Annotated in this window: 17 protein-coding genes; 10 read left to right on the plus strand and 7 right to left on the minus strand. The window is 49.9% G+C overall.

The features are described 5' to 3' along the window. A partial coding sequence (locus tag AC2215_RS03760) for a WD40 repeat domain-containing protein (protein ID WP_486808617.1) occupies positions 1–496 on the plus strand: 496 nt, incomplete at its 5' end. 228 nt (positions 497–724) lie between these two features. Here AC2215_RS03760 and AC2215_RS03765 read toward each other — a convergent pair. Continuing rightward, positions 725–1,417 carry a M15 family metallopeptidase gene (locus tag AC2215_RS03765; protein WP_486808618.1) on the minus strand — a complete coding sequence of 231 codons (693 nt, stop codon included), beginning with the start codon at positions 1,415–1,417 and terminating at the stop codon, positions 725–727. 97 nt (positions 1,418–1,514) lie between these two features. On the opposite strand from AC2215_RS03765, the gene AC2215_RS03770 reads away from it, so the two are divergent. Next, on the plus strand, positions 1,515–2,744 hold the full coding sequence (locus tag AC2215_RS03770; protein ID WP_486808619.1) for an RNA-guided endonuclease InsQ/TnpB family protein: 1,230 nt from the start codon (positions 1,515–1,517) through the stop codon (positions 2,742–2,744). Positions 2,745–2,944: 200 nt separating this feature from the next. Then, positions 2,945–4,030 (plus strand): homospermidine biosynthesis protein, encoded by a 1,086-nt coding sequence (locus AC2215_RS03775; RefSeq protein ID WP_486808620.1) that lies wholly within the window; start codon positions 2,945–2,947, stop codon positions 4,028–4,030. On the opposite strand, the gene AC2215_RS03780 is transcribed toward AC2215_RS03775, so the two are convergent. The 4 genes from AC2215_RS03780 to AC2215_RS03795 all read right to left on the minus strand — a co-directional run bounded on the left by AC2215_RS03780 (position 4,027) and on the right by AC2215_RS03795 (position 8,364). Further along, positions 4,027–5,292 carry a hypothetical protein gene (locus tag AC2215_RS03780; RefSeq protein WP_486808621.1) on the minus strand — a complete coding sequence of 422 codons (1,266 nt, stop codon included), beginning with the start codon at positions 5,290–5,292 and terminating at the stop codon, positions 4,027–4,029. The genes AC2215_RS03775 and AC2215_RS03780 overlap by 4 nt on opposite strands. A 42-nt stretch (positions 5,293–5,334) precedes the next feature. Beyond that, positions 5,335–6,660, minus strand: a complete 1,326-nt coding sequence (locus tag AC2215_RS03785; protein ID WP_486808622.1) for an APC family permease — start codon at positions 6,658–6,660, stop codon at positions 5,335–5,337. Positions 6,661–6,814: 154 nt separating this feature from the next. After that, a complete protein-coding gene (locus AC2215_RS03790; RefSeq protein WP_486808623.1) occupies positions 6,815–7,873 on the minus strand; it encodes an alpha/beta hydrolase family protein in 1,059 nt (352 codons plus the stop codon). A 188-nt stretch (positions 7,874–8,061) separates the two neighbouring features. After that, positions 8,062–8,364, minus strand: a complete 303-nt coding sequence (locus tag AC2215_RS03795; protein WP_486808624.1) for a DUF3181 family protein — start codon at positions 8,362–8,364, stop codon at positions 8,062–8,064. A 753-nt stretch (positions 8,365–9,117) separates the two neighbouring features. On the opposite strand from AC2215_RS03795, the gene AC2215_RS03800 reads away from it, so the two are divergent. The 4 genes from AC2215_RS03800 to AC2215_RS03815 all read left to right on the plus strand — a co-directional run bounded on the left by AC2215_RS03800 (position 9,118) and on the right by AC2215_RS03815 (position 13,984). Then, positions 9,118–10,779, plus strand: coding sequence for a serine/threonine protein kinase (locus tag AC2215_RS03800; RefSeq protein ID WP_486808625.1), 1,662 nt, complete (start codon positions 9,118–9,120; stop codon positions 10,777–10,779). 216 nt (positions 10,780–10,995) lie between these two features. Next, positions 10,996–11,322: a DUF6825 family protein gene (locus AC2215_RS03805; RefSeq protein WP_486808626.1), complete on the plus strand. Its 327-nt coding sequence runs from the start codon at positions 10,996–10,998 to the stop codon at positions 11,320–11,322. Between the two features lie 163 nt (positions 11,323–11,485). Beyond that, the gene (locus tag AC2215_RS03810; protein ID WP_486808663.1) at positions 11,486–13,186 is read left to right on the plus strand and encodes an ABC1 kinase family protein; all 1,701 of its coding nucleotides are present in this window, start codon (positions 11,486–11,488) and stop codon (positions 13,184–13,186) included. Between the two features lie 18 nt (positions 13,187–13,204). Then, positions 13,205–13,984 (plus strand): PP2C family protein-serine/threonine phosphatase, encoded by a 780-nt coding sequence (locus tag AC2215_RS03815; protein ID WP_486808664.1) that lies wholly within the window; start codon positions 13,205–13,207, stop codon positions 13,982–13,984. Positions 13,985–14,038: 54 nt separating this feature from the next. Here AC2215_RS03815 and hisH read toward each other — a convergent pair whose 3' ends face one another. After that, positions 14,039–14,656, minus strand: coding sequence for an imidazole glycerol phosphate synthase subunit HisH (hisH, locus tag AC2215_RS03820; protein WP_486808627.1), 618 nt, complete (start codon positions 14,654–14,656; stop codon positions 14,039–14,041). A 260-nt stretch (positions 14,657–14,916) separates the two neighbouring features. Here hisH and AC2215_RS03825 point away from each other — a divergent pair, with 260 nt between their 5' ends. Both AC2215_RS03825 and AC2215_RS03830 read left to right on the plus strand, forming a co-directional pair. Beyond that, positions 14,917–15,483, plus strand: coding sequence for a pyroglutamyl-peptidase I family protein (locus tag AC2215_RS03825; RefSeq protein ID WP_486808628.1), 567 nt, complete (start codon positions 14,917–14,919; stop codon positions 15,481–15,483). A gap of 1,943 nt (positions 15,484–17,426) precedes the next feature. Continuing rightward, entirely contained in the window at positions 17,427–19,847 is a 2,421-nt protein-coding gene (locus AC2215_RS03830) for a sucrose synthase (RefSeq protein ID WP_486808629.1), read from the plus strand. Between the two features lie 155 nt (positions 19,848–20,002). Here AC2215_RS03830 and AC2215_RS03835 read toward each other — a convergent pair whose 3' ends face one another. Then, on the minus strand, positions 20,003–20,356 hold the full coding sequence (locus tag AC2215_RS03835) for a rhodanese-like domain-containing protein (RefSeq protein ID WP_486808630.1): 354 nt from the start codon (positions 20,354–20,356) through the stop codon (positions 20,003–20,005). Between the two features lie 677 nt (positions 20,357–21,033). Between AC2215_RS03835 and AC2215_RS03840 the strand changes: the two genes are divergently transcribed. Then, positions 21,034–22,047: an SGNH/GDSL hydrolase family protein gene (locus AC2215_RS03840; RefSeq protein ID WP_486808631.1), complete on the plus strand. Its 1,014-nt coding sequence runs from the start codon at positions 21,034–21,036 to the stop codon at positions 22,045–22,047. The last annotated feature ends 106 nt before the right edge of the window (positions 22,048–22,153 follow it).

Genomic DNA, 22,153 nt, shown 5'->3' on the forward strand with positions numbered 1-22,153 from the left:
CAAAATCATTGAAAGTCAAGACCACAACGATAACGGACATAATTCTTACGTCACCAGTACGGTCTTTAGTCCCGACAGTCAGACCATTGCTTCGGCCGGCTGGGATAACGAAGTCAAGCTTTGGGATCTCAACGGCAAGTTGTTGCAAGAATTCAGCAATAGCGATAGCGTCAACAGTGTCAGTTTCGAGCGCACTGGCAAGTTTATCGCCGCCGGGAGCTGGGATGGAACGGTGCGGCTGTGGAGTCTCGAAGATGGCACGTTGATTAAATCCTTACAAGGACACGAGTCGGGGGTATTGGGGGTCAGCTTTAGTCCCCGTAGCGATGCGATCGTGTCGGCCAGTGACGATCGCACGGTGATTTTTTGGAATCTCGATCTTGACGATTTGCTCGTCCAAAGCTGTCAGTGGCTGGGGGATTATTTACGGACGAATCCGAATCTGAGCGATGACGATCGCAGTTTGTGCAATTCGGTACTGCTCGATATGAAATAGCCTCAGATGACTGAACGGCTCGAACCATGAGTTTTCTCCCCCTACACCCCACCTCACAAGTGTAGGTTTTTAATGGGTGGATTTGAGCAGGGGAAGCGGGCAATCGCCGAACCCTTGAATTCTCGTTGTTGTCACCACTGGCAATTACCAGATTGTCAACAACCTACACCTGTCAGCTACACCCCACTCCAGCCAGATACTTTTATCGCGACTTATCCCGAACTGACGTTAAAAAATGCGCCCGTAACGGGCAGCCTCCGTACTTTTCGTCAGCCAAACCCACATTTGGTCGCCAAAGCTAAAATGCCACCACTCGCCGGGGTGTTGGATAAATCCAGCTGACGTCATCGCATTGGCCAGGAATTGACGGTGGCGATGGTATTGCTGACCGATCGCATCATTAGAGGCGGCAAAATGGTTCGAGTAGGAACGGGGCGACATCTCATCAATGGGAGACCCCATATCGACGACTTGACTCTCTTCATCCACCAAGGTGACATCGATAGCCGACCCGGTACTGTGGGGTGGGGGAAATGCCGGATCGAGGCTGGGAACGGCCCAAAATTGATACACGTCTTCTAAAATCCCGTCTCGCTGGGTTGGGGTCAGTTCCGTGGAGGATAACCCACGCGATCGCACCGTTTCCTCGAAGGTATAGTCCACCATATACTGCTGCACCTCCACCGGACGGTAGGCATCAAAAATCTGGATGCGCCAACCGCGTTGCTGCTGTTGGAGGAACGTTTGAGCGGCATCTAGGCGATCGAGGACACCCTGACGCAGGAAAAAGGGCGATCGGTCTCCGTAAGGGGCGCCGACTTTTTCGTAGGGGTGAGGAGACTCGAAGGCAAAACGATCGGGGGGGATGGGAACGAGGGGTTCGCCGCACTCAACAATCTCAACGTATTGGTAATCTTTCATCAATACTTCTTGGGTTTGAAACCCCGTCCGAATCGGACGGCTTTACAAGTGTCCATCGCGTTCACATTTCTCACATTTTACCGTCTATAATGTAAGAATGAGCCAAAAAGCGTTCCGGTATCGTTTTTACCCAACTCCCGAACAGGAAAACCTGTTGAGGCGAACAATGGGTTGCACTCGTCTTGTCTACAACCGAGCCTTGGCTTACCGCACGAGCGCTTGGTATGAAGACCAGAAGCGAGTTGGCTATGGTGAAACATCCGCAATGTTGACTCTGTGGAAGAAGGAAGAGGAACTCTCTTTCTTGTCTGAAGTGAGCTGCGTTCCTCTTCAGCAGGGATTGCGGCACCTCCAAAAAGCGTTTACCAACTTCTTTGCGGGTCGCTGCAGCTACCCAAAATTCAAGAAAAAACGCAATGGTGGCAGCGCTGAATTTACGAAGTCAGCGTTTAAATTCAACAAGGGTCAAGTCTATCTGGCTAAATGTGCCGACCCTCTCCCCATCCGATGGAGCCGACCCCTGCCAATTGGAGCCATTCCGTCGAGCATTACAGTCAAACTTTCTTCTGCTGGTCGATGGACGGTGAGCCTGCTGGTGGACGTTCAAATCGACCCACTGCCGAAATCGTCTAAAAAGGTCGGCATCGACTTGGGGATAACTAGCTTGGTGGCATTGAGCAATGGGACGAAGATTGCCAATCCGTCTACGTTCAAAGGGAAGTATGCCAAACTATCGAGGGCGCAGAAAGCTCTGAGTCGTAAGCTCAAAGGCTCGAAGAATCGAGAGAAAGCCCGACTCAAGGTGGCGAAAGTCTACCAAGAAATAACCGACGCCAGAACAGATTTTCTTCACAAGCTGACCACTCAACTGGTGCGCGAAAACCAAACAATCGTTGTTGAGGATTTAGCAGTGAAGAATATGGTGAGGCACTCCGGTCTTGGTGGTTCCTATCGAGGAGGAAGTGCCGAACCCGTAAGGGTGAAAAACCACCAACTCGCTCGGGCAATTAGTGACGCGAGTTGGGGAGAACTCACCAGACAACTTGAATACAAGTGTGACTGGTACGGTCGGGAGTTAGTGAAAATCGACCGATGGTTCCCCAGCTCTAAGCGGTGTTCTAACTGCGGACATATTGCAGAAAAAATGCCTCTGGGTGTCCGCGAATGGAAGTGTCCGAGTTGTGGAAGTCACCATGACCGAGACGCGAACGCGAGTAAAAATATCTTGGCGGCCGGACTTGCCGTGTCAGTCTGTGGAGCGACTGTAAGACCCGAGCAGAGTAAATCTGTCAAGGCTGGTGCAAAGAAACAGAAACCTAAGTCGTGAGTCTTAGGAATCCCCGCACCTTCGCTGTCGGGGAGAATGTCAATTAAGTTATACTAAACCTCTACTGAGTCACGAAAATGTAGTAGCAAGGAATTCAATTATCGATCTAAATTGAGTGATGAAACCGAAACAGACCCTCGGTTTCAACTTTAACGATCGCTCCACATAAAACGGGAGACCCCTCACCATTTCGACGCAAGATGAAACAAAAAATTGTTCCCAATCCCCTAGGTGCTTCTCAATCCAGTTTAGAGGGAATTTCTTACTTAGTCGATAACTATTTTACGGCTTACAATGGGGCGCGATTGCGAGAAATTTGTCAACTGCTGGTCACAAAAATTCTCAAACCCGACGTCACCGTCGGACTGAGTTTGAGCGGTGCTTTAACCCCTGCTGGGTTTGGCACTTCATTACTTTCCCCCCTCATCGAAGCAGGATTTATTGATTGGATCGTCAGTACCGGAGCCAATCTTTATCACGATTTACACTATTCTCTCGATTTCGAGCTGTTTGCCGCCCAACCGTTTCTCGATGATATCGAACTGCGAAAAAACGAGACGATTCGCATTTACGATATCGTTTTTAAATACGAAGTGTTGCTCAAAACCGATGAATTTCTGCGGAGCATCATTCAAGGGGAAGTCTTTCAAAAACCCATGTCGAGCGCCGAATTTCATCACCATTTAGGGGAATATATCAACAAAGTCGAGCAAAGTTTCGGCATTGCCTCGGGGTTACTTTCAACCGCTTATCGTTGCGGCGTTCCGATCTATACCAGTTCCCCTGGAGATAGTTCCATTGGTATGAACGTCGCGGCAGTGGCACTCCAGGGTTCGCAACTGGTTATCGATCCCAATCGAGATGTGAACGAAACGGCGGCGATCGCCTATGGAGCGAGAGGGGAGGACGATCGCGGTAAAAGTGCGGTGGTTATTTTAGGCGGGGGTTCCCCGAAAAACTTTATCTTGCAAACGCAACCCCACCTACATGAGGTGTGCGGCTTAGAAGAACGGGGACACGATTATTTTATCCAGGTGACGGACGCGCGTCCCGATACCGGAGGACTCAGCGGCGCAACACCGGGGGAAGCCGTCAGTTGGGGAAAAGTCGAACCCAACCAGTTACCCGATTCAGTGGTGTGTTACGCCGATAGTACCATTGCCTTACCGATTATGACCGGTTACGCCCTCGATCGTGCGCCTCGGCGATCGCTCAAACGCCTATACGACAGACGACCGGAACTGCTCGAGCGATTGCGCCGAGACTATGTCAAGGGTGGGGATTAATTGCCGGCTCTCTCTTTGGATGTCGCCAACATCAAATTGGAGTCGTTGTAAAACTTGTAGCCAATACCAAAATCCAACCCTTTGATATTCTGGTCTGTTTGATAGATCTCCCGCAAATCTCCTTGATACCGCTGGGCAAACAGGTCGATGGGACTGACGTAGGCTCCATAAAATTGCCGCTCCCACTGTTCGGGATCGAAATATCGCACCGGCATGCCCGAGTCATCCTGCAAAACGTTGCTGCTTTGGCTCAAAATCAAGTCGCGAATGGTAGAGAAACTCTCGTTATGCATCAGATAGGATGCTGCCTTCAGATAAGTCGTTGGTGTATTGAGCGTTTTGACGAATTCGATAAATTCAGGAGTGCCTTCCAAGCCGGTATTGGATAAATCCGTGGAGAAGTAATAGAGGGTTTTGACCTGAGATTCCCCTTCAGACACGAAGGAAATTTTTACCCCCGGAACCAACCCGGAATCGATGAGTTCGTCGCGACTGGCCATTGGTTGCAGTTGGGCATTTTTATCGAGTCCCACGTACTGGGCATCGAGAATGTTATTGTTCGTGCGCGCCAAAAAGACGAAGAGAATTGGCGATACCCCCTTCTGACTTAAATCGACGGCCATCGCCTTCGTGCGGAAAAAGCTATATTGCAAGATGGCATATAAGGATTGATTCACCCCTTGCAGGCGGTTCCCGATATTCGTGTCGGGGGTAATTTCCGGTATATCCCCGACCGGTTCCAACCCCACCATCACGTAATCGGTGGCTTCGGGGAAGAAGGTGTAGCCGTACAAAATATCCGGTCCGCTAAAGGGGTAAAAAATTTGCGGCGCGGTTTGGTTGATAGCCTGAAGTTCTTCCGCTCCCCAGGCTCGGGCGCGAGAAATCTGTTGGCTTTCTAAGGTCGACCAGGCACCGTTGAGAAAATTGGCATGATCGAGCCAGGCACCGCTATCTTGCAAGGGGGCGATGGGGCTATTTTCATCAACGTCTAAACCCGCCAAGAACCGAGATGAATCCGTGAGCAGGGCAGCTCGTTCTGGGTCGAAATCGTTCGCGGAGGGTTTAGATGCGGTGGTTTGAGAGGTCGAAGCCCCTTCGGAGGTGGAAGCGTTACCCCCTTCAGATGTCCCAGACTCTTGGGTTGGGCTATTGCCAGAGGTGGCTTCTGACGCTCCATTTCCCGGCGTCTCGCTCGCACAGGACGATAGTCCGATGGGGAGTAAAACCGTTGCCAGTAAAACGAAGAAAAACTTTTTCATGACAGAAGGGAGTATTCTCAACATCAAAAAAATACTTGGGTCTCAAGTATCTGAAGAAATGACTTTATTTTTGACCGCCAGAAAGTAAATCGGCAGTCCAAGGGCTAGCGTTCCCAAGCCAGCCAGGGATTCCCCAGGTTTATCTTTAAAAATAAAAACCAGAATCCACAGGCTAATGGCGAGGAAAATAATCGGGACGATCGGATATCCCCAGGTCTTGTAAGGTCTGGGAACCTCGGGATACCTGAATCGGTAGATGAATACACCCAAAACAGTAAGAAATGAGGAAAGCGTTAGGGTAAAGCTCAGATAAGTTAACACCGCTTCAAAGGAAGAGGTGATTAACAAAACGAGCACGATCGATAACTGCAGCAAAATCGCATAGTAGGGAACGCCATTACGATTTTTCTTAGCTAAAATCTGGAACACCGGCATATCTTCCCCGATGACCTGAGTCACCCTCGGTCCGGCTAAAACCATCGAACTAATCGAAGAAATTAAGCCGAAAGAAATCAGCATTCCCATAATTTTTGCCCCGGAGGTACCAAAAATAGACTCGGCGGCAATATATCCGACTTCCAACTCTCCAGCTAATCGATCGATAGGCGTAGTATACAGAAAAATAAAGTTAATCAGAACGTATAAAACCATCACCGCCGCCGTACCGATAAATAGGGCGCGCGGCACGTTTTTTTCCGGTTCTTTAACTTCGCTTGCCAGATAAATCGCAGCGTTCCAACCGGAATAGGAATAGGTGACGTAGACCAAAGAAATGGCAAACGGAGAGCTAAAAATCAAGCCCGTATCTTCGATCGATGGGAGAAAACTAATATCTTGAGGTTGAGCCAGGGCAAAACCGCAAACGATTAAAATTACAATCAGCGAGACTTTTCCCACCGTGGCAATATCTTGAAAAGAACTGCCGAATTTGAGATCGCGCGTGTGAATCAAAGAAACGCCAATGACGACGACGACGGCAATCGCCAAAGGAGACAAGCCGGGAAAGACGCTGGCGGCATAGGTTCCCAAAGCCATGGCTGCCAGGGCAATTGGCGCTGCAAACCCCACCGTCACCGACACCCATCCAGATAGGAAACCGATGGCGGGATGGTAAATCTTGGTGAGGTAGTGATATTCTCCCCCCGAACGGGGCATCGCCGCACCCAGTTCTCCGTAAGATAAAGCGCCGCACAGGGCAAACACCCCGCCCACGATCCACAACATTAATAACGAAAAACCCGATTGGATATCGATCGCTTGGAAGCCCAAACTTGTGAAAACACCAGTGCCGACCATGTTGGCCACCACCAGACAAATTGCCGTAAACAAGCCAATTGAAGGCTGGGTTGGGGTCTTTTCGGAAGTCATTCGATCCGGATGAATTGGACTTGATTACCAAACAAATACTTAGGCACAAAGACGCTTAAATTTTTGCCGGCTCGCTCTTAGATAGTCTACATCTAAGAGTTCCATTTCCCAACCAATTTCGCGGTTTTTGTCCGGGCAGTAGAGTTGGCATTTTTCAAGGTTGACTGACGACCTTAACGTTGGTATCTTGGTTGTTTTTGGTGTTGTAAATATAATCGAATGCGGCTCGATCTCCCAGAGCGTGAGCTCGTAAAAACAGAGCGCTCCAACGGGCAATGGTCTCAATCCCAGTACTTCGATCGAGGGTTTGTCGATTCGGTTCTTGGGGCGAACCCGGTGGATTATCCACATCCGTAATCCCGTAATGATTGCTTCCCTTGACCAAAGCAAAAATCTTGGGGGGATTGTAGATTTTCTTGTAGGTTCCGAGGGTTTCTTGAGGGGTAATCAAACTATCTCGAGTGCCTGCAATCAAGGCGATGGGAACGTCACCATTATCGATCGAAAGATACTCGCCATCTTCCCACAAAAACGTCCCGAAGAATGCGGCGGCGACCAGTTCTTCGGGAATGCTGTAATCGCCGACGCAAAAAGGAATGTCGCAGGCACCGCGAATGGCATCTAGACCCATCATCCCGCCGTGAGAGTGACCGAGCAAAACGAGTTTGTCGGCGTCCATCATCTCGGCAAACGGCGCGCGATCGCTCGCCATTCTCAGACTAGCTAGGGCTTCAGGAACTTGGGTCACCTGAGCGAACAGGGCGGCACGACCGAGAATCGAGGTGCGATGGTTGGGTACGACAACGATAAACCCGTACCGAGCAACAGCCTTGGCGTATTGGGCGTAGTAGGCTTTATCCACATTCGCTCCCTGGAGAAACAGGGCAATGGGAAAAGCATGAGATGTGCTGTCCGAGGTCGCGGGATCGGGATAGTAAATATCGACGGGATCGCCACTCGTTACGAGGGTGGTGCTGTAAGTGGCGATCGCATCGAACATGGGTGGTGGGGCATCGGAGGCTTGGGGGGCATCGGAGGCTTCGGTTACAGATGCAGCGATCGTCGTTCCTCGGACAGACTCTCGGAGGCTCGGAGGTGAGGAGGCGGTGAACGCAAGGACGTGGGGAGGCGTCGAGGATGGAAACAACTCATCGATTGAAGATCTCGCAACCCCAGAGGGTCGATCGAGCATTTCTTCAAACCGGAGACTCAAAAACGGAGGAAATGTTCCAAGATTTGGGGCATGGCTCAGAAATAGAGCACTCGCTAAACAACCCGAAATCGAGAATCTCAGCCATGGGAGGGGTCGGTGGCGAACCCGTCCGTCCGGGCGTTTAGGAAAACGCTTAAAGCCCTTCAAGATCTTCGTGTATCCTTTTGGCTGCGTATCTGGGGCATCCATTACATCTGACGTTGGAAATCTTCTAAGATGTCCATTAATTCGGTTTGGCATCGTGAGGGAAGTAAATCCAGCAGGGGAAGATCGCGCTTGCCCCCGCCCAAAGAAATGGGAATACTTTGTAAGACTTCTAATACGCGATTTGACTCCACAGAATTCCCTTCTAATAGGGGATATAACTGCTCGGCAAGGGTTTGGTGCAGCTTGGCATTTTCGAGATAAAGATGCCATTTCGCGATATCCATATAGATGCGATCGCCAATTTCAGCCGCTAAGGTTTCAATTGCTCGTGTGGTATTTGTCATGGGATGTTGGAATTTAACGTGAATTCCCCATCGGTTGGCTCGGGATACCGTACCATCAAGGGGGCAATTTCGGATGGGAAAGTTGAGGTAGAAGACGAACATCGAACGATGTCAGTCATCGAGTTGCGAACATCGAAATCCATATATTACGCTCGATATCCATATATCGTAGCGGAATCTTTTTCGACTCGGATGACACTCAGTAAAATCTCGGAAATTTAAGAGAATGCGATCGCCCGAACCCAAAAAGTGTCGATCGGGGATTAGGATATAAACAAATTCCTTTGACTGAAGTTCTCAAAAAATTTCCGATCTCCCGATGGAATGTTTGAGAAATAAAGAGAGGGTCCTCGATCAAGTCAAAGCCTAGTGTTGCTACGCAGAATTAAAAATGCAAAACTAAAAATTTAAAATGCTTACTGTGTATAACTTTCACCGGTTGAAAGCTGGGTAGTTCTTTCTGCCGCGTTGCACTAGATTGCTCGTCTGAGTACTCAAGGTGTCTGCCAGGCCGAACGGAAGACTGGGAGAGTCTAGACCCGTGCCAGCTTGAATGCCAAAGTTCGGTCTCATCGGATACTCGAATCTGGGTTGCCCGAGGAGACAGTCCGCAGGGACCAAAACGAGTTTTCGGTCAGTTCTCGGCGCGTTCGCGCTCAAAAACAGACCTCCAAGGAGGCGATTCACATCGCGCCCGTTGTTTACATCCCGAACCCAGACGTTCGAGGATTTCAAACTCCCGGAGTTTTTTAGATGAACCTAACGGCTGGAACTGTTCTTCAGAATGGCAAGTACGCCATCGGTGCGACCCTAGGTCAGGGGTACTTCGGTACCACCTACCGGGCCGTTCATGCCAATCTAGAGCAGCCCGTGGTCATTAAGACCCTCAGTGAAAGCTTGCGCCACTACGCTGATTTCGATCGATTTCAGCAACGCTTTATCCAACAAATTCAGCGGATCGCCCAATGCCAGCATGCTAACTTGGCACGGGTTCTCGACCTATTTTACGAACGCGGTCAAGTGTTCGCTGTGATGGACTACATTCCCGGTCCGACGCTGGCACAGGTGATGAGAGCAGGTCAGCCATTACCCATCCCTCTAGCTCTATACTACATTCGACAGGTGGGAGCCGCTCTGGGGGTTTTACACCGCAACAACGTCCTCCATCTCGATATTAAACCCGACAATATTATTCGCCGCTCCGGTCGGCATCGCGTGATTCCCATCGACTTCGGCATCGCTCAAGGATTTACCGTGGGAGCCGCTCAAACCCATGCCGGATTGCTCTCGGCGGGATACGCGCCCCTAGAACAGTACGATCCCCAAGGCAAGCGGACGCCGGCTACCGACGTATACGCCCTGGCGGCGACCCTCTACCATCTGATTACCGGACAGGCTCCGGTGACGGCTCCCCTGCGAGATCGCATTCCCTTGCCGAATCCGAAGCAGTTTCAAAAGGACATCGGCTCGGAAATCGAGGGGGCAATCCTCGACGGCTTAGAACTCGATGTCGAGCGGCGCGTTCCCACCATCGAAGCCTGGTTAAAACTGCTGCCTCGAGAATCGACAGCCGTCCGAGAAATGGTCGTCACGCCGGCTGTGGAAGAGGGTTCGCTCTCCAAACAAGCCATCGACGGGAAAACCAAGAAAGCGACGAAGGCGGCGAAAAGACCAGAAGTCCCACAACCGGTTGTTGCCGATCGAACGACGAGTTCCGAGGCCACCGACGAGAGCGAAATTCAAGAAACCTGGCGACCGGGTTTGCGTCCCTGGATACCCGCTCTATTTGCCACGACCTCTCTGATTTCGGGAATCGGTGGTGCCAGTTACGTCTTCTCGATGCAGTCGAATGCGGCAAGTCGTACCGAAAGCGATCGCCCCGAACTTGGGAAATCTTTACCCGGACGAGGTTTTCGACCCCACGTTCGCACAGAGGACGCCGGTCGAGAACCGGATTTCGTCGAGGAAGCCACGCCCTCGGAACCGGAACGGTATTCCTGGGATGGACCGGCGGACTATTCGTCGGACGACCCTGCGGACTATGGAGAATATTCCAACTCCTCGGAACCGGCATCCTATTACCAAGAACCCACCTACGAGCGTTACGAACGATACGAAAGCGATCGGGAAACCCAGGGAGAATGGGAACAACCCGCCTACGATGGGTACGCGCCCGAACCGGAAGCGGTGATTCCCCAAAAAACCTTTATCGAATCCTCCCAATCCTCCCTCTCGGAAGCCGAGCTGCCGTCGAGGGCGGTGGAAGCTCCCAGTCCCGCTTGGGATATCCCGGTGAAAACCCAAACCGGCACGATCGAATCTCCCGCTCCCCTGGATTTGTCCGATTCTAAGTTCGATCGGCTTCCGGTGGAAAAATCTAGCAAGTCATCTGGGGGCACGGTAGGTCACATTTAGGGTGTATTGGCGAACGATGAAGCGGTTCTGCCGTATGTGTCGCGGTTCGGGGGAAGGGGAAAATCGATCGTGCTCCCCGACTCCCGCAGCCGGTCCGGAGCGATCGCCCCTTGCTGATTTGGACTGAAGACCTCGACGCGCGTCCCCGAACCCAGGGATCGAGAGGGAATTTAGCACGTTATAATTTGTAACGGAAGCGTAATATTCAGCAACGTCATGAGTAACTCTCTAGTTCGTTCCTTTTTTGTGGGTCGAGTTCTAGCAGAAAGTATCGGTGAATCCTTCGAGAAAGTTCTTACCAATGGTTTGAGCGAACTTGGTAAATTTGATGCCGAGCAACGAGAACAACTGCGTCAATTTACCGAAGAGGTGATGTCGCGAGCTAAACTCGCCGAAGAAGCGGCAATGGAGAATCGCAGCACGATCTCCATCGATCTATCGAGTTCGTCAGATCTCGATTTGCAAGCGACCATCGACGACTTGCGAGCGGAAATCGCTCAGCTCAGAACCGAGTTGCAGCGCTACCGCAGCCGTGCGGCTTAATCTGCGCGATTGCGACTAACTCATTGACTTTTTCTGCCCCCGTTCAACCCAAAGCCTAGGAATTCGAGTGTCTGCACTTCAGGATGAATCGATCGCCCAGACCCCTTACGCTGTCAAATCTGCAGTGAAATCTGTACCTGTAGAGCGCTCCCGTCTCGCGCGCATTGGGTCTAAACCACCAGAAGCCTACCCCACGGCTAAGTCCTATCGCTGGAACCGCAAGAACTATTCTCGCGGGCGACGTCGCATTGAAATTTGGGCGTTCGTGTCCCGATTTCTTTGGGAACAGTGGCGAGATAAACGAGCTTGGACTTATGTCGGAGGATTTACCGAAGAGAAGAAAAAAGCCCGACAACGCCGACAGGCGATTTGGATTCGAGAAACATTTTTGGATCTGGGTCCGACGTTTATTAAGCTGGGTCAACTTTTTTCCACCCGTGCCGACCTGTTTCCAGCCGAGTACGTCGAAGAACTCACCAAACTCCAAGATCGCGTGCCTGCTTTTAGCTACGAGGAAGCCGCCGCGATTATCGAGGAGGATTTCGGCAAGGGGGTAGACGAACTCTATCGTCACTTCGATCCCCTGCCCCTGGCAGCCGCGAGTTTGGGTCAGGTTCACAAAGCCAAACTCCACTCGGGGGAGGAAATCGTCGTTAAAGTGCAGCGCCGAGGTCTGCGGCGATTGTTTAATATCGATTTGGCGATTCTTAAAGGGATTGCTCGATATTTTCAAAATCATCCCAACTGGGGTCGGGGTCGAGACTGGATGGGCATTTACGACGAATGCTGCCGAATTCTCTACCTGGAAATTGATTATCTCAACGAAGGTCGCAACGCCGATTTATTCCGCCGCAATTTTCGCGAGGTGAGTTGGGTGAAGGTGCCCCGGATTTACTGGCGCTACACCTCATCGCGGGTGCTGACCCTCGAATACGTTCCGGGGATTAAAATCAGTAACTACGAAGCCCTCGAAGCGGCCGGACTCGATCGCAAGGAAATCGCTCAACTGGGGGCGACGACCTATTTGCAACAACTCCTCAATTACGGCTTTTTCCATGCCGACCCCCATCCGGGGAATTTGGCAGTGACCCCAGAAGGGGAGCTGATTTTCTACGATTTCGGCATGATGGGGGAAATCACCGCCAAGGTGCGCGAAGGGTTGATGGATGTGTTTTTCGGCATCGCTCAGAAAGATGCCGATCGCACCATTGCCGCGTTAATCGAGCTGGGGGCGATCGCGCCGACGAAGGATTTAGCCCCGGTGCGACGGGCGATTCAATACGTTCTCGATCGGGTAATGGACCAACCTTTCGAGGAAAAGTCCGTCGCCGAAATTAGCGACGATCTCTACGATATTGCCTACGACCAACCCTTCCGCTTTCCGGCCACCTTTACCTTCGTCATGCGAGCGTTTTCCACCATCGAAGGGGTGGGGAAAGGCTTGGATCCCGAGTTCAATTTTATGGAAGTCGCAAAACCCTTTGCGTTAGATATTATGGCTAATGTAACGGACGTCAATGGCAATGGAATCTTCGGCGAGCTGAGCCGCCAAGCCGCCCAGGTGAGTACCACGGCATTGGGATTGCCGCGCCGGATCGAAGATACCCTCGACAAACTCGAACGGGGGGATATTCGAGTGCGGGTGCGCTCTTCGGAGACCGATCGCTTGCTGCGCCGTTCGATCGGGATGCAGGTGGGCACGACCTACGCTCTGCTCGTGAGTACTTTCACCATATCGGCTACCATATTATTGGTTAATCAGATGGGGTGGGTCGCACTGCTGTTTGGTATAGTAGCAGGAATCTTTGGGGTCGCTTTAATTCGATTGCTGATGCGCCTCAATCGATACGATCGCACGTTTTAAATTTTCATGCTAGATGCTATGAATGCTGAGTTTGCAGGTCTAACGGATACGGGACTCGTCCGCACCGTCAATCAGGATGCTTACTATATCGATCCGGAGGGACGATTTTTTATCGTTGCCGATGGGATGGGCGGTCATGCCGCCGGACAAGAAGCCAGCCGGATTGCCAAGGACGCCATTCAGAAGTATCTTAGCGAAAAATGGGATTCGGCCGAGCCGTCTCCCATTTTGCTCGAAAATGCGTTTTTACTGGCCAATCAAGCCATTCTCGACGACCAACAGGTTCATCCCGATAATGCGGATATGGGAACGACCGCCGTGGCGGTGATTTTCCGATCTCAGGAAGACGAAGTCACCGGTTCGATGAGTGAGGCAAGCTGGTACGGTAACCTGGGAGATTCGAGAATCTATCGCTTGCGTCAGGATAAGTTGGAACAGATGAGCGAAGATGATACCTGGGTCGCTCAGGCGGTGAAAGCCGGTGCTCTCTCTGAAGAAGACGCACGGATGCATCCGTGGCGGCACGTCCTGTCTCAGTGTCTGGGACGAGCTGATTTAGGGGCGATCGAGGTGGATGCCGTGGATGTCCAACCGGGCGATCGATTGCTGCTGTGTAGCGATGGGTTGACGGAAGAATTAACCGACGAGGTAATTTCCGATTACCTACAATCGGTCTCCTCCTCTCAAGAGGCCGTTTCGACCCTCGTGAAGGCAGCAAAGCAAGAAGGGGGACGAGATAATATCACTGTGGTGACGATCGCCATCGAAGATACCTCCGATACTGCGAGCGAGATTTAAATACATAAAATATATATTTTGTCAATACTCCCCTCGAAAAAACTCCCATCGCACCTAAAGCGATGCAACAAAATTCGCTAAAATTTGCAACCCGGCAGTCGAAGACTTTTCCGGGTGAAACTGCACTGCCATCAGATTCTCGCGGGCGATGGCGGCCGTCACCGTTTGGGTTCCGTGGGTTATTGTCGCAGCCCGCACATCGGAGTCGATCGGATCGACGTAGTAGGAGTGGACGAAATACACCCACGCCGGATTCGATAACTGCTGCCACAGGGGGAGATTGGGTTGGGTGAATTCGAGGGTATTCCAACCCATGTGGGGAATCGTCAAACCCGGTTCGGGAGCGAATCGGCGCACCTTTCCCGGAACGATCCCCAAACCCGCTTCTTTGCCTTCTTCACTACCGTCGAAGAGAATGTGCAGTCCCAGACAAATCCCTAAAAAAGGCTTACCGCTGGCAATCGCCTCTTTGATGGGTTCGACGAGATTTCGGGAGCGCAGGTGTTGTACTGCCGGATCGAATGCGCCGACTCCCGGTAAAACAACGGCATCGGCGCGATGGATTTCCTGGGGAGAATCGGTGATTTTTGGAGTTGCCCCCGCATTCTCTAGCCCCTTGCACGCCGAGTGCAAATTGCCCATATCGTAGTCTACGACTGCTATGATTGCCATGACCGAATCTTCCTGCCATCAAACTGGCAGTCTAATGGTCGATCGATGACTCTGTCAAGTTTGAATGGAGGGGGACTCCAGGCGAGTCTCGGGGTGACGATGCCCTGTTTCAATCGCGAGAACCCAATCGGCGTGGTGAGACCTGGTTTCCATCGCAACGGGAGCCAAATGCTCTGACTCTGATTCCTCCATTGAACATGGAGAGAGCGCGATCGCTCATCTGACTAGAGCCATCCAAAATATAGCGTTCTGGAGTCACCGTGCATCCCAAACTTTTACTGACTTCTTTCGAGACTTGGCTACCCCATCAAACATCTAATACCTCTGACGATCTCTTAGGGGAGGTTTCCAGACTCGAATCTTTTCCTCCCAACTGTACTCTGTTGCGAAAACTCCCGGTGGAAAATCAACTGGCAAGCGCTCGCGTTCTGGCTGAAATTGAAACGCTGCAACCCACGGCCATTATTAGTTGCGGTATGGCCGAGAAGCGATCGCAACTGACCGTGGAATCTCAAGCAACTCGAGGAAAAGATACTTTACCGACAACGGTGAATCTCGAGAAGCTGGTTGCTAAACTCACGGTGACAACCATTAGCAACGATGCGGGGGACTTTGTTTGCAATTACCTGTACTACAGTGTCTTGGAATACTTAGAGCGGCGACACTTATCCACCCCATGTCTTTTCGTTCACGTTCCCCTGTTTGATGCAGAGAATTTAGCGCCGACTCTCGCTGATTTTATGGCGATTTGCCAGGAACTTGCAGGAATGGTCAACGTTGAAAATTCTCGCGGTGAGGATGCGATCGCTCCCTCAGAATTCGCTTAAATTCCCTGAGCGATTAGATATCTCAATCGAGAAAGTTTAACATTACAGCGGTTTTCACAAAGGTAGACCCCAGGTTGCAATCCCGGCACGCTGTTCACATTTTTCCGGCAAATTCTGTATGGGGTCAATATTTGGCGCAAACCGCTATAAAAGTCATTTTTTAAACACTATATATATAAGTCTATACGAGGAAGTACTATTGATAGCGCTGCCAACTTGAAATAGATATTGGGGAAAAATGAAACTTGAATGCAATTTTTCCTTTGAAACTATCAATTCTCTACCCCTGTTCCCTCTTTGGCTCCACATGTCTAATCGGAGAGCGACACAAGAGATTGAAATAACGATCGCATCTGGAATATACATTCAACCTCGAGATTCAAGGTGGCGAGAGCTAAAAGACTTGGCTTGGTGTGTATAGCTCGCGCGCATAGCAGGCGCTGACGATAAAGATTCAGGTTTAGTTGTCAAAAATTTCCTAGGGGGAATGCGGCCCTATAGCCTTCTCCTTCACCAGACGCTACGCATTTCATGTGGCGCAAGCGAAACGGCATGGCTAGCGCTAAGACCCCTACAGCCATTACCTCCCCAAATCGACTGTCCTAAGTCCTGGAGCGCGTGGCTATATTTACTGGAGTTTAGACAAAATCTCGATTGAGAAGGCTACAACCGGCGATGCAGTAAGATTTTTGGGAAATCGATCGGACACCGAATTTTACAACTCTCAAATCGTCTCAGGATAAGGGTTTTGCAGTTTGAGTCGTTAAATTTATCTAAACTCCAATATATTTATAGCGCTTCTTGTGGTTTACTTACACGATCGCGCGCATAGGTTTTTTCCATTCCCCGTTCCCCATAACTGAAAATTTGTAATTACACCAGCGCGAACTGCTATAGCTTTGAAGATCCAGTTCTGAAGCGATCGCACTGCTAAACGATTGAGAAAACAAGTATTTATACTGAGTTATTCCACGTAACTGGTTTGAATTGTAAATATTTAAGACAGTTGCCGCTGGATTGGCTTCAGTATTTTTATCGAGACTCTGAGCATTTTCACCGAGACTTCTGTCTGAATTTCACAACCATCAATATTTATACGCATAATAATGATTTAAGATTTGTAAAAAAATCATCGTCTTCTATTGTATTTGCCGTATTATTACGGAATAAGATCTTCAGTTTCGTTCTTCGTCCTCAATTCATTTGCGCGATCGCCCTAGCGTTTCTAATTGTATAAATTTGTTACCTACCGTTCCAAGAACGAGACAAAAATCAAATAAAAAATAACCAAATATTGACAAGTTGAGAACCAAGATTCGGTAATATGAAGAGCGGGCAGTAGATACATACTTAATATCTACTCATTGATAGACTGACCAAATCGTTAACCCCAACAATCGCTCTCAAGATCCGATCGAGAATTTTCCCAAAATCCAATTCCAATTAACGTAACGTGTAACTTCAAGTCTGACCCCTTGACTTTTCGTACAGATTGACTGAATCGTTTCAATTCTGAGTCGCTAAAACCACGTAAATTCAACATCTCGGAAAAAGTTACACCCAACGTTATTAATTTTTGCGATCGCAACGGGTAAATCTTGAAAAGATAGAGTGCAAACCCAGAACCAAAAAAATTTGTGCTGAATCACTTGAGATCGATGCTGGGATGTTTCTGCTGGAAAAATCTTAAATGGATTCCATCCCGAATAGTTGGATGGGGTGCTGGTTTCGATTCGATCGAGACAGTGGTGGACTGACGAACGCAAAAGCCCTTCGATCCCTCGATTGACGGGTCTCGGATGTGGAGTCGCGATCTCACCCACCATCGAGTCACACTCTCTCTTACAGCTGGTTCGATCGAACGTCACTTGGCTAAATATTTTGGGCTGAGTTTCTCATCTTATTTGCTTGAAACCTCAATATTTTTTATCGAAGGAGTGGCAATGGCAAATCTAATTCAATCCGTCCTCAACAGCGATGAAAAAAGCGATTTGCGGCAATTTATCAGCGAACTTCGTGCTGAAGGAAATCGATATTTATTGCGCAACGATCTCGAACGAGCTTTTTCCGAATATTGCCAGAATCGCGAAAAGCCCGAGAACTTTGCACGTACGTCTCATCTGGGTAAGCTAATTTACTATACCCAAGAAGCGATCGTTGAAGATGAAAGTATTTGTCTCATCGTCCGACCGAAAATCGCCTCTCAAGAAACCTTTCGGATTTGGAACGATCTCAACGTCCAATCGATGTCCGTTCAAGATTTGTTAGATACGCGCGATCGGTTCGTCAACCATTACCATCCTCAAGAAGGCGATGTTTTCGAGCTAGATTTCGGTCCTTTTTACGATTACTCTCCCATTATTCGCGACTCCAAAAATATCGGGAAAGGGGTTCAGTTCCTCAACCGCTATCTTTCGAGCAAACTGTTCCAAGACCCCCTGCGCTGGCAAAAAGCCCTGTTTCAGTTTCTGAGCATTCATTCTTATAAAGGGATGAAACTGCTCATCAACGAACGCATCGATAGCTGGCGTCAACTTTCCGATCGGGTTAAAAGTGCCCTCTCTTTTGTCAGCAACCGTCCCCCTGAAGAACCCTTCAGCAAATTTCGGTTTGAGTTCCAAGATTTGGGCTTTGAACCCGGTTGGGGAAATACCGCCAAACGAGTGGGCGAAACCCTCGAAGTTCTCGACGAACTGCTCGATTCTCCTGACGATGCCGTTCTCGAAGACTTTATTTCCCGAATCCCGATGATTTTCCGCATCGTATTGGTGTCGGTTCACGGTTGGTTCGGACAAGAGGGGGTTCTCGGACGACCCGATACTGGCGGACAGGTGGTGTACGTCCTCGATCAAGCCCGCAGTTTAGAAAAACGCTTGCAAGAAGATCTCAACCTCGCCGGACTCGACGTACTCGGCGTTCACCCGAAAGTGATCATCCTGTCGCGCCTGATTCCCAATGCCGACGGAACCCGCTGTAACGAACGCCTCGAAAAGGTGTGGGGAACCGACGATGCTTGGATTTTGCGGGTTCCCTTCCGGGAATTCAACCCCAAGATGACCCAAAACTGGATTTCGCGATTTGAAATCTGGCCCTATTTGGAAACCTACGCCATCGACGCAGAAAAAGAACTCGTTGCTGAATTTCAAGGTAACCCCGATCTGATCGTGGGGAACTATTCCGATGGTAACTTGGTGGCGTTTTTGCTCTCTCGCCGCTTAAACGTGACTCAGTTTAACGTCGCCCACGCTATCGAAAAGTCGAAGTATCTGTTTAGCAACCTTTACTGGCAAGACTTAGAAGAGCAGTATCACTTCTCACTCCAGTTTACGGCGGATTTGATTGCGGTGAATGCGGCTAATTGCATTATCAGCAGCACTTACCAAGAAATTGCCGGGAAACCCGATAGCGTCGGTCAGTACGAGTCCCTGCAATGCTTCACGATGCCGGATCTGTACCACGTGTTTAACGGTGTCGAATTGTTCTCTCCCAAATTTAACGTGGTTCCCCCTGGGGTGAACGAAAGCGTTTATTTCCCCTATACTCGCAGCGAAGATCGGGTTTCTTTCAATCGCGATCGCCTCGAGGATTTGTTGTTCCACCTCGAAGATGCCGAACAAGCCTACGGCAAACTCGAAGACCCCACCAAGCGACCGATTTTTTCCATGGCACGTCTCGATCGCATTAAAAATTTGACGGGACTGGTGGAATGTTTCGGCCGTTCGGAAGAGTTGCAGCAGCACTGCAATCTGATTTTAGTCGCCGGAAAACTGCGGACGGAAGACTCCTCCGATCCTGAAGAGGTCAGCGAAATTCAGAAGCTGTACCAGCTGATCGAACAGTACAATTTGTATGGCAAGATTCGCTGGTTGGGAATTCGCCTGCCCAAAGACGACTCTGGGGAAATCTACCGCGTCATTGCCGATCGCCAAGGGATTTTCGTCCAGCCTGCCTTATTTGAGGCGTTTGGTTTAACGATTCTCGAAGCGATGATTTCGGGGCTACCCACTTTCGGCACTCAGTTTGGCGGCCCGCTCGAAATTATTCAAGATCGGATGAATGGATTCTATATCAACCCGACGAACTTAGAAGAAACCGCCGCGAAACTGATCGAATTTGTTAGCGAGTGCGAGAAAAATCCCGATTACTGGCATCACATTTCTAAAGCGGGAATCGAGCGGGTTTACAGTACCTATACCTGGAAAATCCATACGTCGCGCCTGCTGTCGATGGCGAAGATTTACGGATTCTGGAACTACTCGTCGAAGGAAAATCGGGAAGATTTACTGCGCTATATCGAAGCGCTCTTCTACCTGATTTACAAACCTCGGGCGAAGGAACTGCTCGAGCGGCATATGCAGCGCTAATTTTGCCAGATTGGCGTAGGCTTGGGCAGCTTCGGGGGCTTCGGGCGTTTCGGAAAAGTCAACAGTGGGAGCATCTTGCTCCCGTTTCTTCCCCCATTTCCGAAGCTCCCGTGTCCTCCCCTCGCTTCCGAAGCTCCCTTTCCCCTCTGGGCACATTAATAACGCGGTACCGAACGATCGACAACGATCGAATAGGCATCGATACCCCCTTCAATGTTGTAGACGTTGGTGAACCCCTGACTCGCCAGCCAGTGACACATTTGAGCCGATCGCATTCCGTGATGGCACAGAACGAGGGTTTCGGCGTTGGGATCGAAGCGCTCGCCAATAGTGGGGGCCCATCGCTCGGCTTCGCTTAGGGGCAAATTCTCAAATCCCTCCAGAGCCGCGATTTCGACTTCGTGAGGTTCGCGCACGTCGATGAGCTGTCGCGAGGGGTTCGGTTCCGATGCCAGCCGAACGGCGAGTTCTTCAACGCTAATGCGATCGATCGAGGTGGAATCGTTCATGGGGAAAGCACCCTGAATACTTTAAATAGATATAAAAGTTTATATTTTGCAGTAATCGTAACACGATCTCGATCTCCCATACAAAAAAACAGATATCGTAATTTCGATTTGACGAGAGCGATCGTTTTAATTAAAAATCTCTCGATACATCTCAATTTTTTGAGAATTTTTTCTGGAATGCTGCCTTCATTTTAAAATTTCCAAGTCATCAGATTAAGGTCGATCGGATTCGTCGCCATTTCACTAGATCGATCGTATTTTTTTTGATTGACTCAACGTCAGGATTCAGATATTAGCGAGCGACCATCAGTTCACCCGAAAAAACGAATCATCTTGCAGTATTCCTCGATGTTTTCGATCGTCATTGCTTGTTGCCAAAATACCGAAGCGATACAGCTCTCGCCCTCGATTACTGAAAGCTGAATTCTGATGGCTGAGTACTGACGACTCAAATTCTAATGAATTGAGAAAACGTGACGATTGAATTGACCTCACGCACTCCCACAGCGAGCGCATTACTTAGCCGATCTTGTTTTTTAAAGATCGTGTAAATTTATACTCAGATTTTCCTCGAACTCTTGTAATTCTAAAAAAAAACACGTACAAATATACTTACGTATTTACACTTAGAAATTTGTAAGTATAGATGTTTTCAACTTCAAACAACTCAGGAGTCGATGATGAAAAATTATCTGCTGACGGCAAGCGTTGTCTTGTCCGCCTTTGCCTATCCCTCCGTGGCAACGGCGGCCGACCTCTTTAGCGAGATTTACGTGTTTGGTGATAGTTTGTCGGATACGGGTAATGCCTTTACCGGCACCGGTGGGCTTATTCCCCCCAGTCCGCCCTACTTTAACGGGCGTTTTTCCAACGGTCCAATTTGGGTTGAATTGCTCGCATCGGATTTGGGATTAACCCCCAACCCAAGCACTAATTTCGCCACTGGTGGTGCGACTACGGCTGTAGAAGCCCTGTTTATGGTGAGCGATCCCCCAGTTCAAGTACCCGTTCCTGGGGTTTTAGGACAAGTGAACGGTTTTATTGCGGGTTTGCAAGCCACTGGGAGCAGTGCCGACCCCGATGCGCTGTATACAATTTGGGCGGGGGCGAACGATTACCTTTTTAATAACGTCACCGATGCCAGCGGTCCGGTGAGTAACTTAGAAATGGCGATTTCCACCCTGGCTGGAGTGGGCGCACAAAATATTCTCGTGGCTAACCTACCTTCTCTGGGTTTGCTGCCCTTAACGAACGGCGATCCGGTCGGCTCTGCCGGATTGAACGCCCTGACCCAAGCCCACAATGCCAGTTTGCTCGATACTGTCAACAATTTAGACCCACCCCTCGGTTCGGAAGTCGAGCTGACGCTCTTAGACGTGAATTCGATCTTTAATGACGTGGTGACCAACCCAGCTTCATTCGGTTTTAGCAATGTTACCGAGTCTTGCTTGGTCAGTGTCGTGCCCTTAGTGGTGTGCAATAATCCCGACGAGCACTTCTTCTGGGATGCCATTCATCCCACCACTGCCACCCACGAAATTATCGCGACGGCAGCTTTGAACGCTCTGCACGAACCGACATCCGTTCCCGAACCGGTATCAATTCTGGGGGTACTCGCAGTGGGGGTTTTGGGAAAAGCAAGCGAACGCCGACAGAAAATGCAACAAGGCACTGGATCGAACGGGCGATAACCCACCCACATCTGAGAACTGGGAAAGAGTCAGTGTTACGTTCTGTCTTCCCTACTACTCTGTCAATTTAGTTTTGAGGAATAGATTGTCTCCCCGTCTCCCCATC

The sequence above is a fragment of the Zarconia sp. genome, from assembly GCF_057467645.1.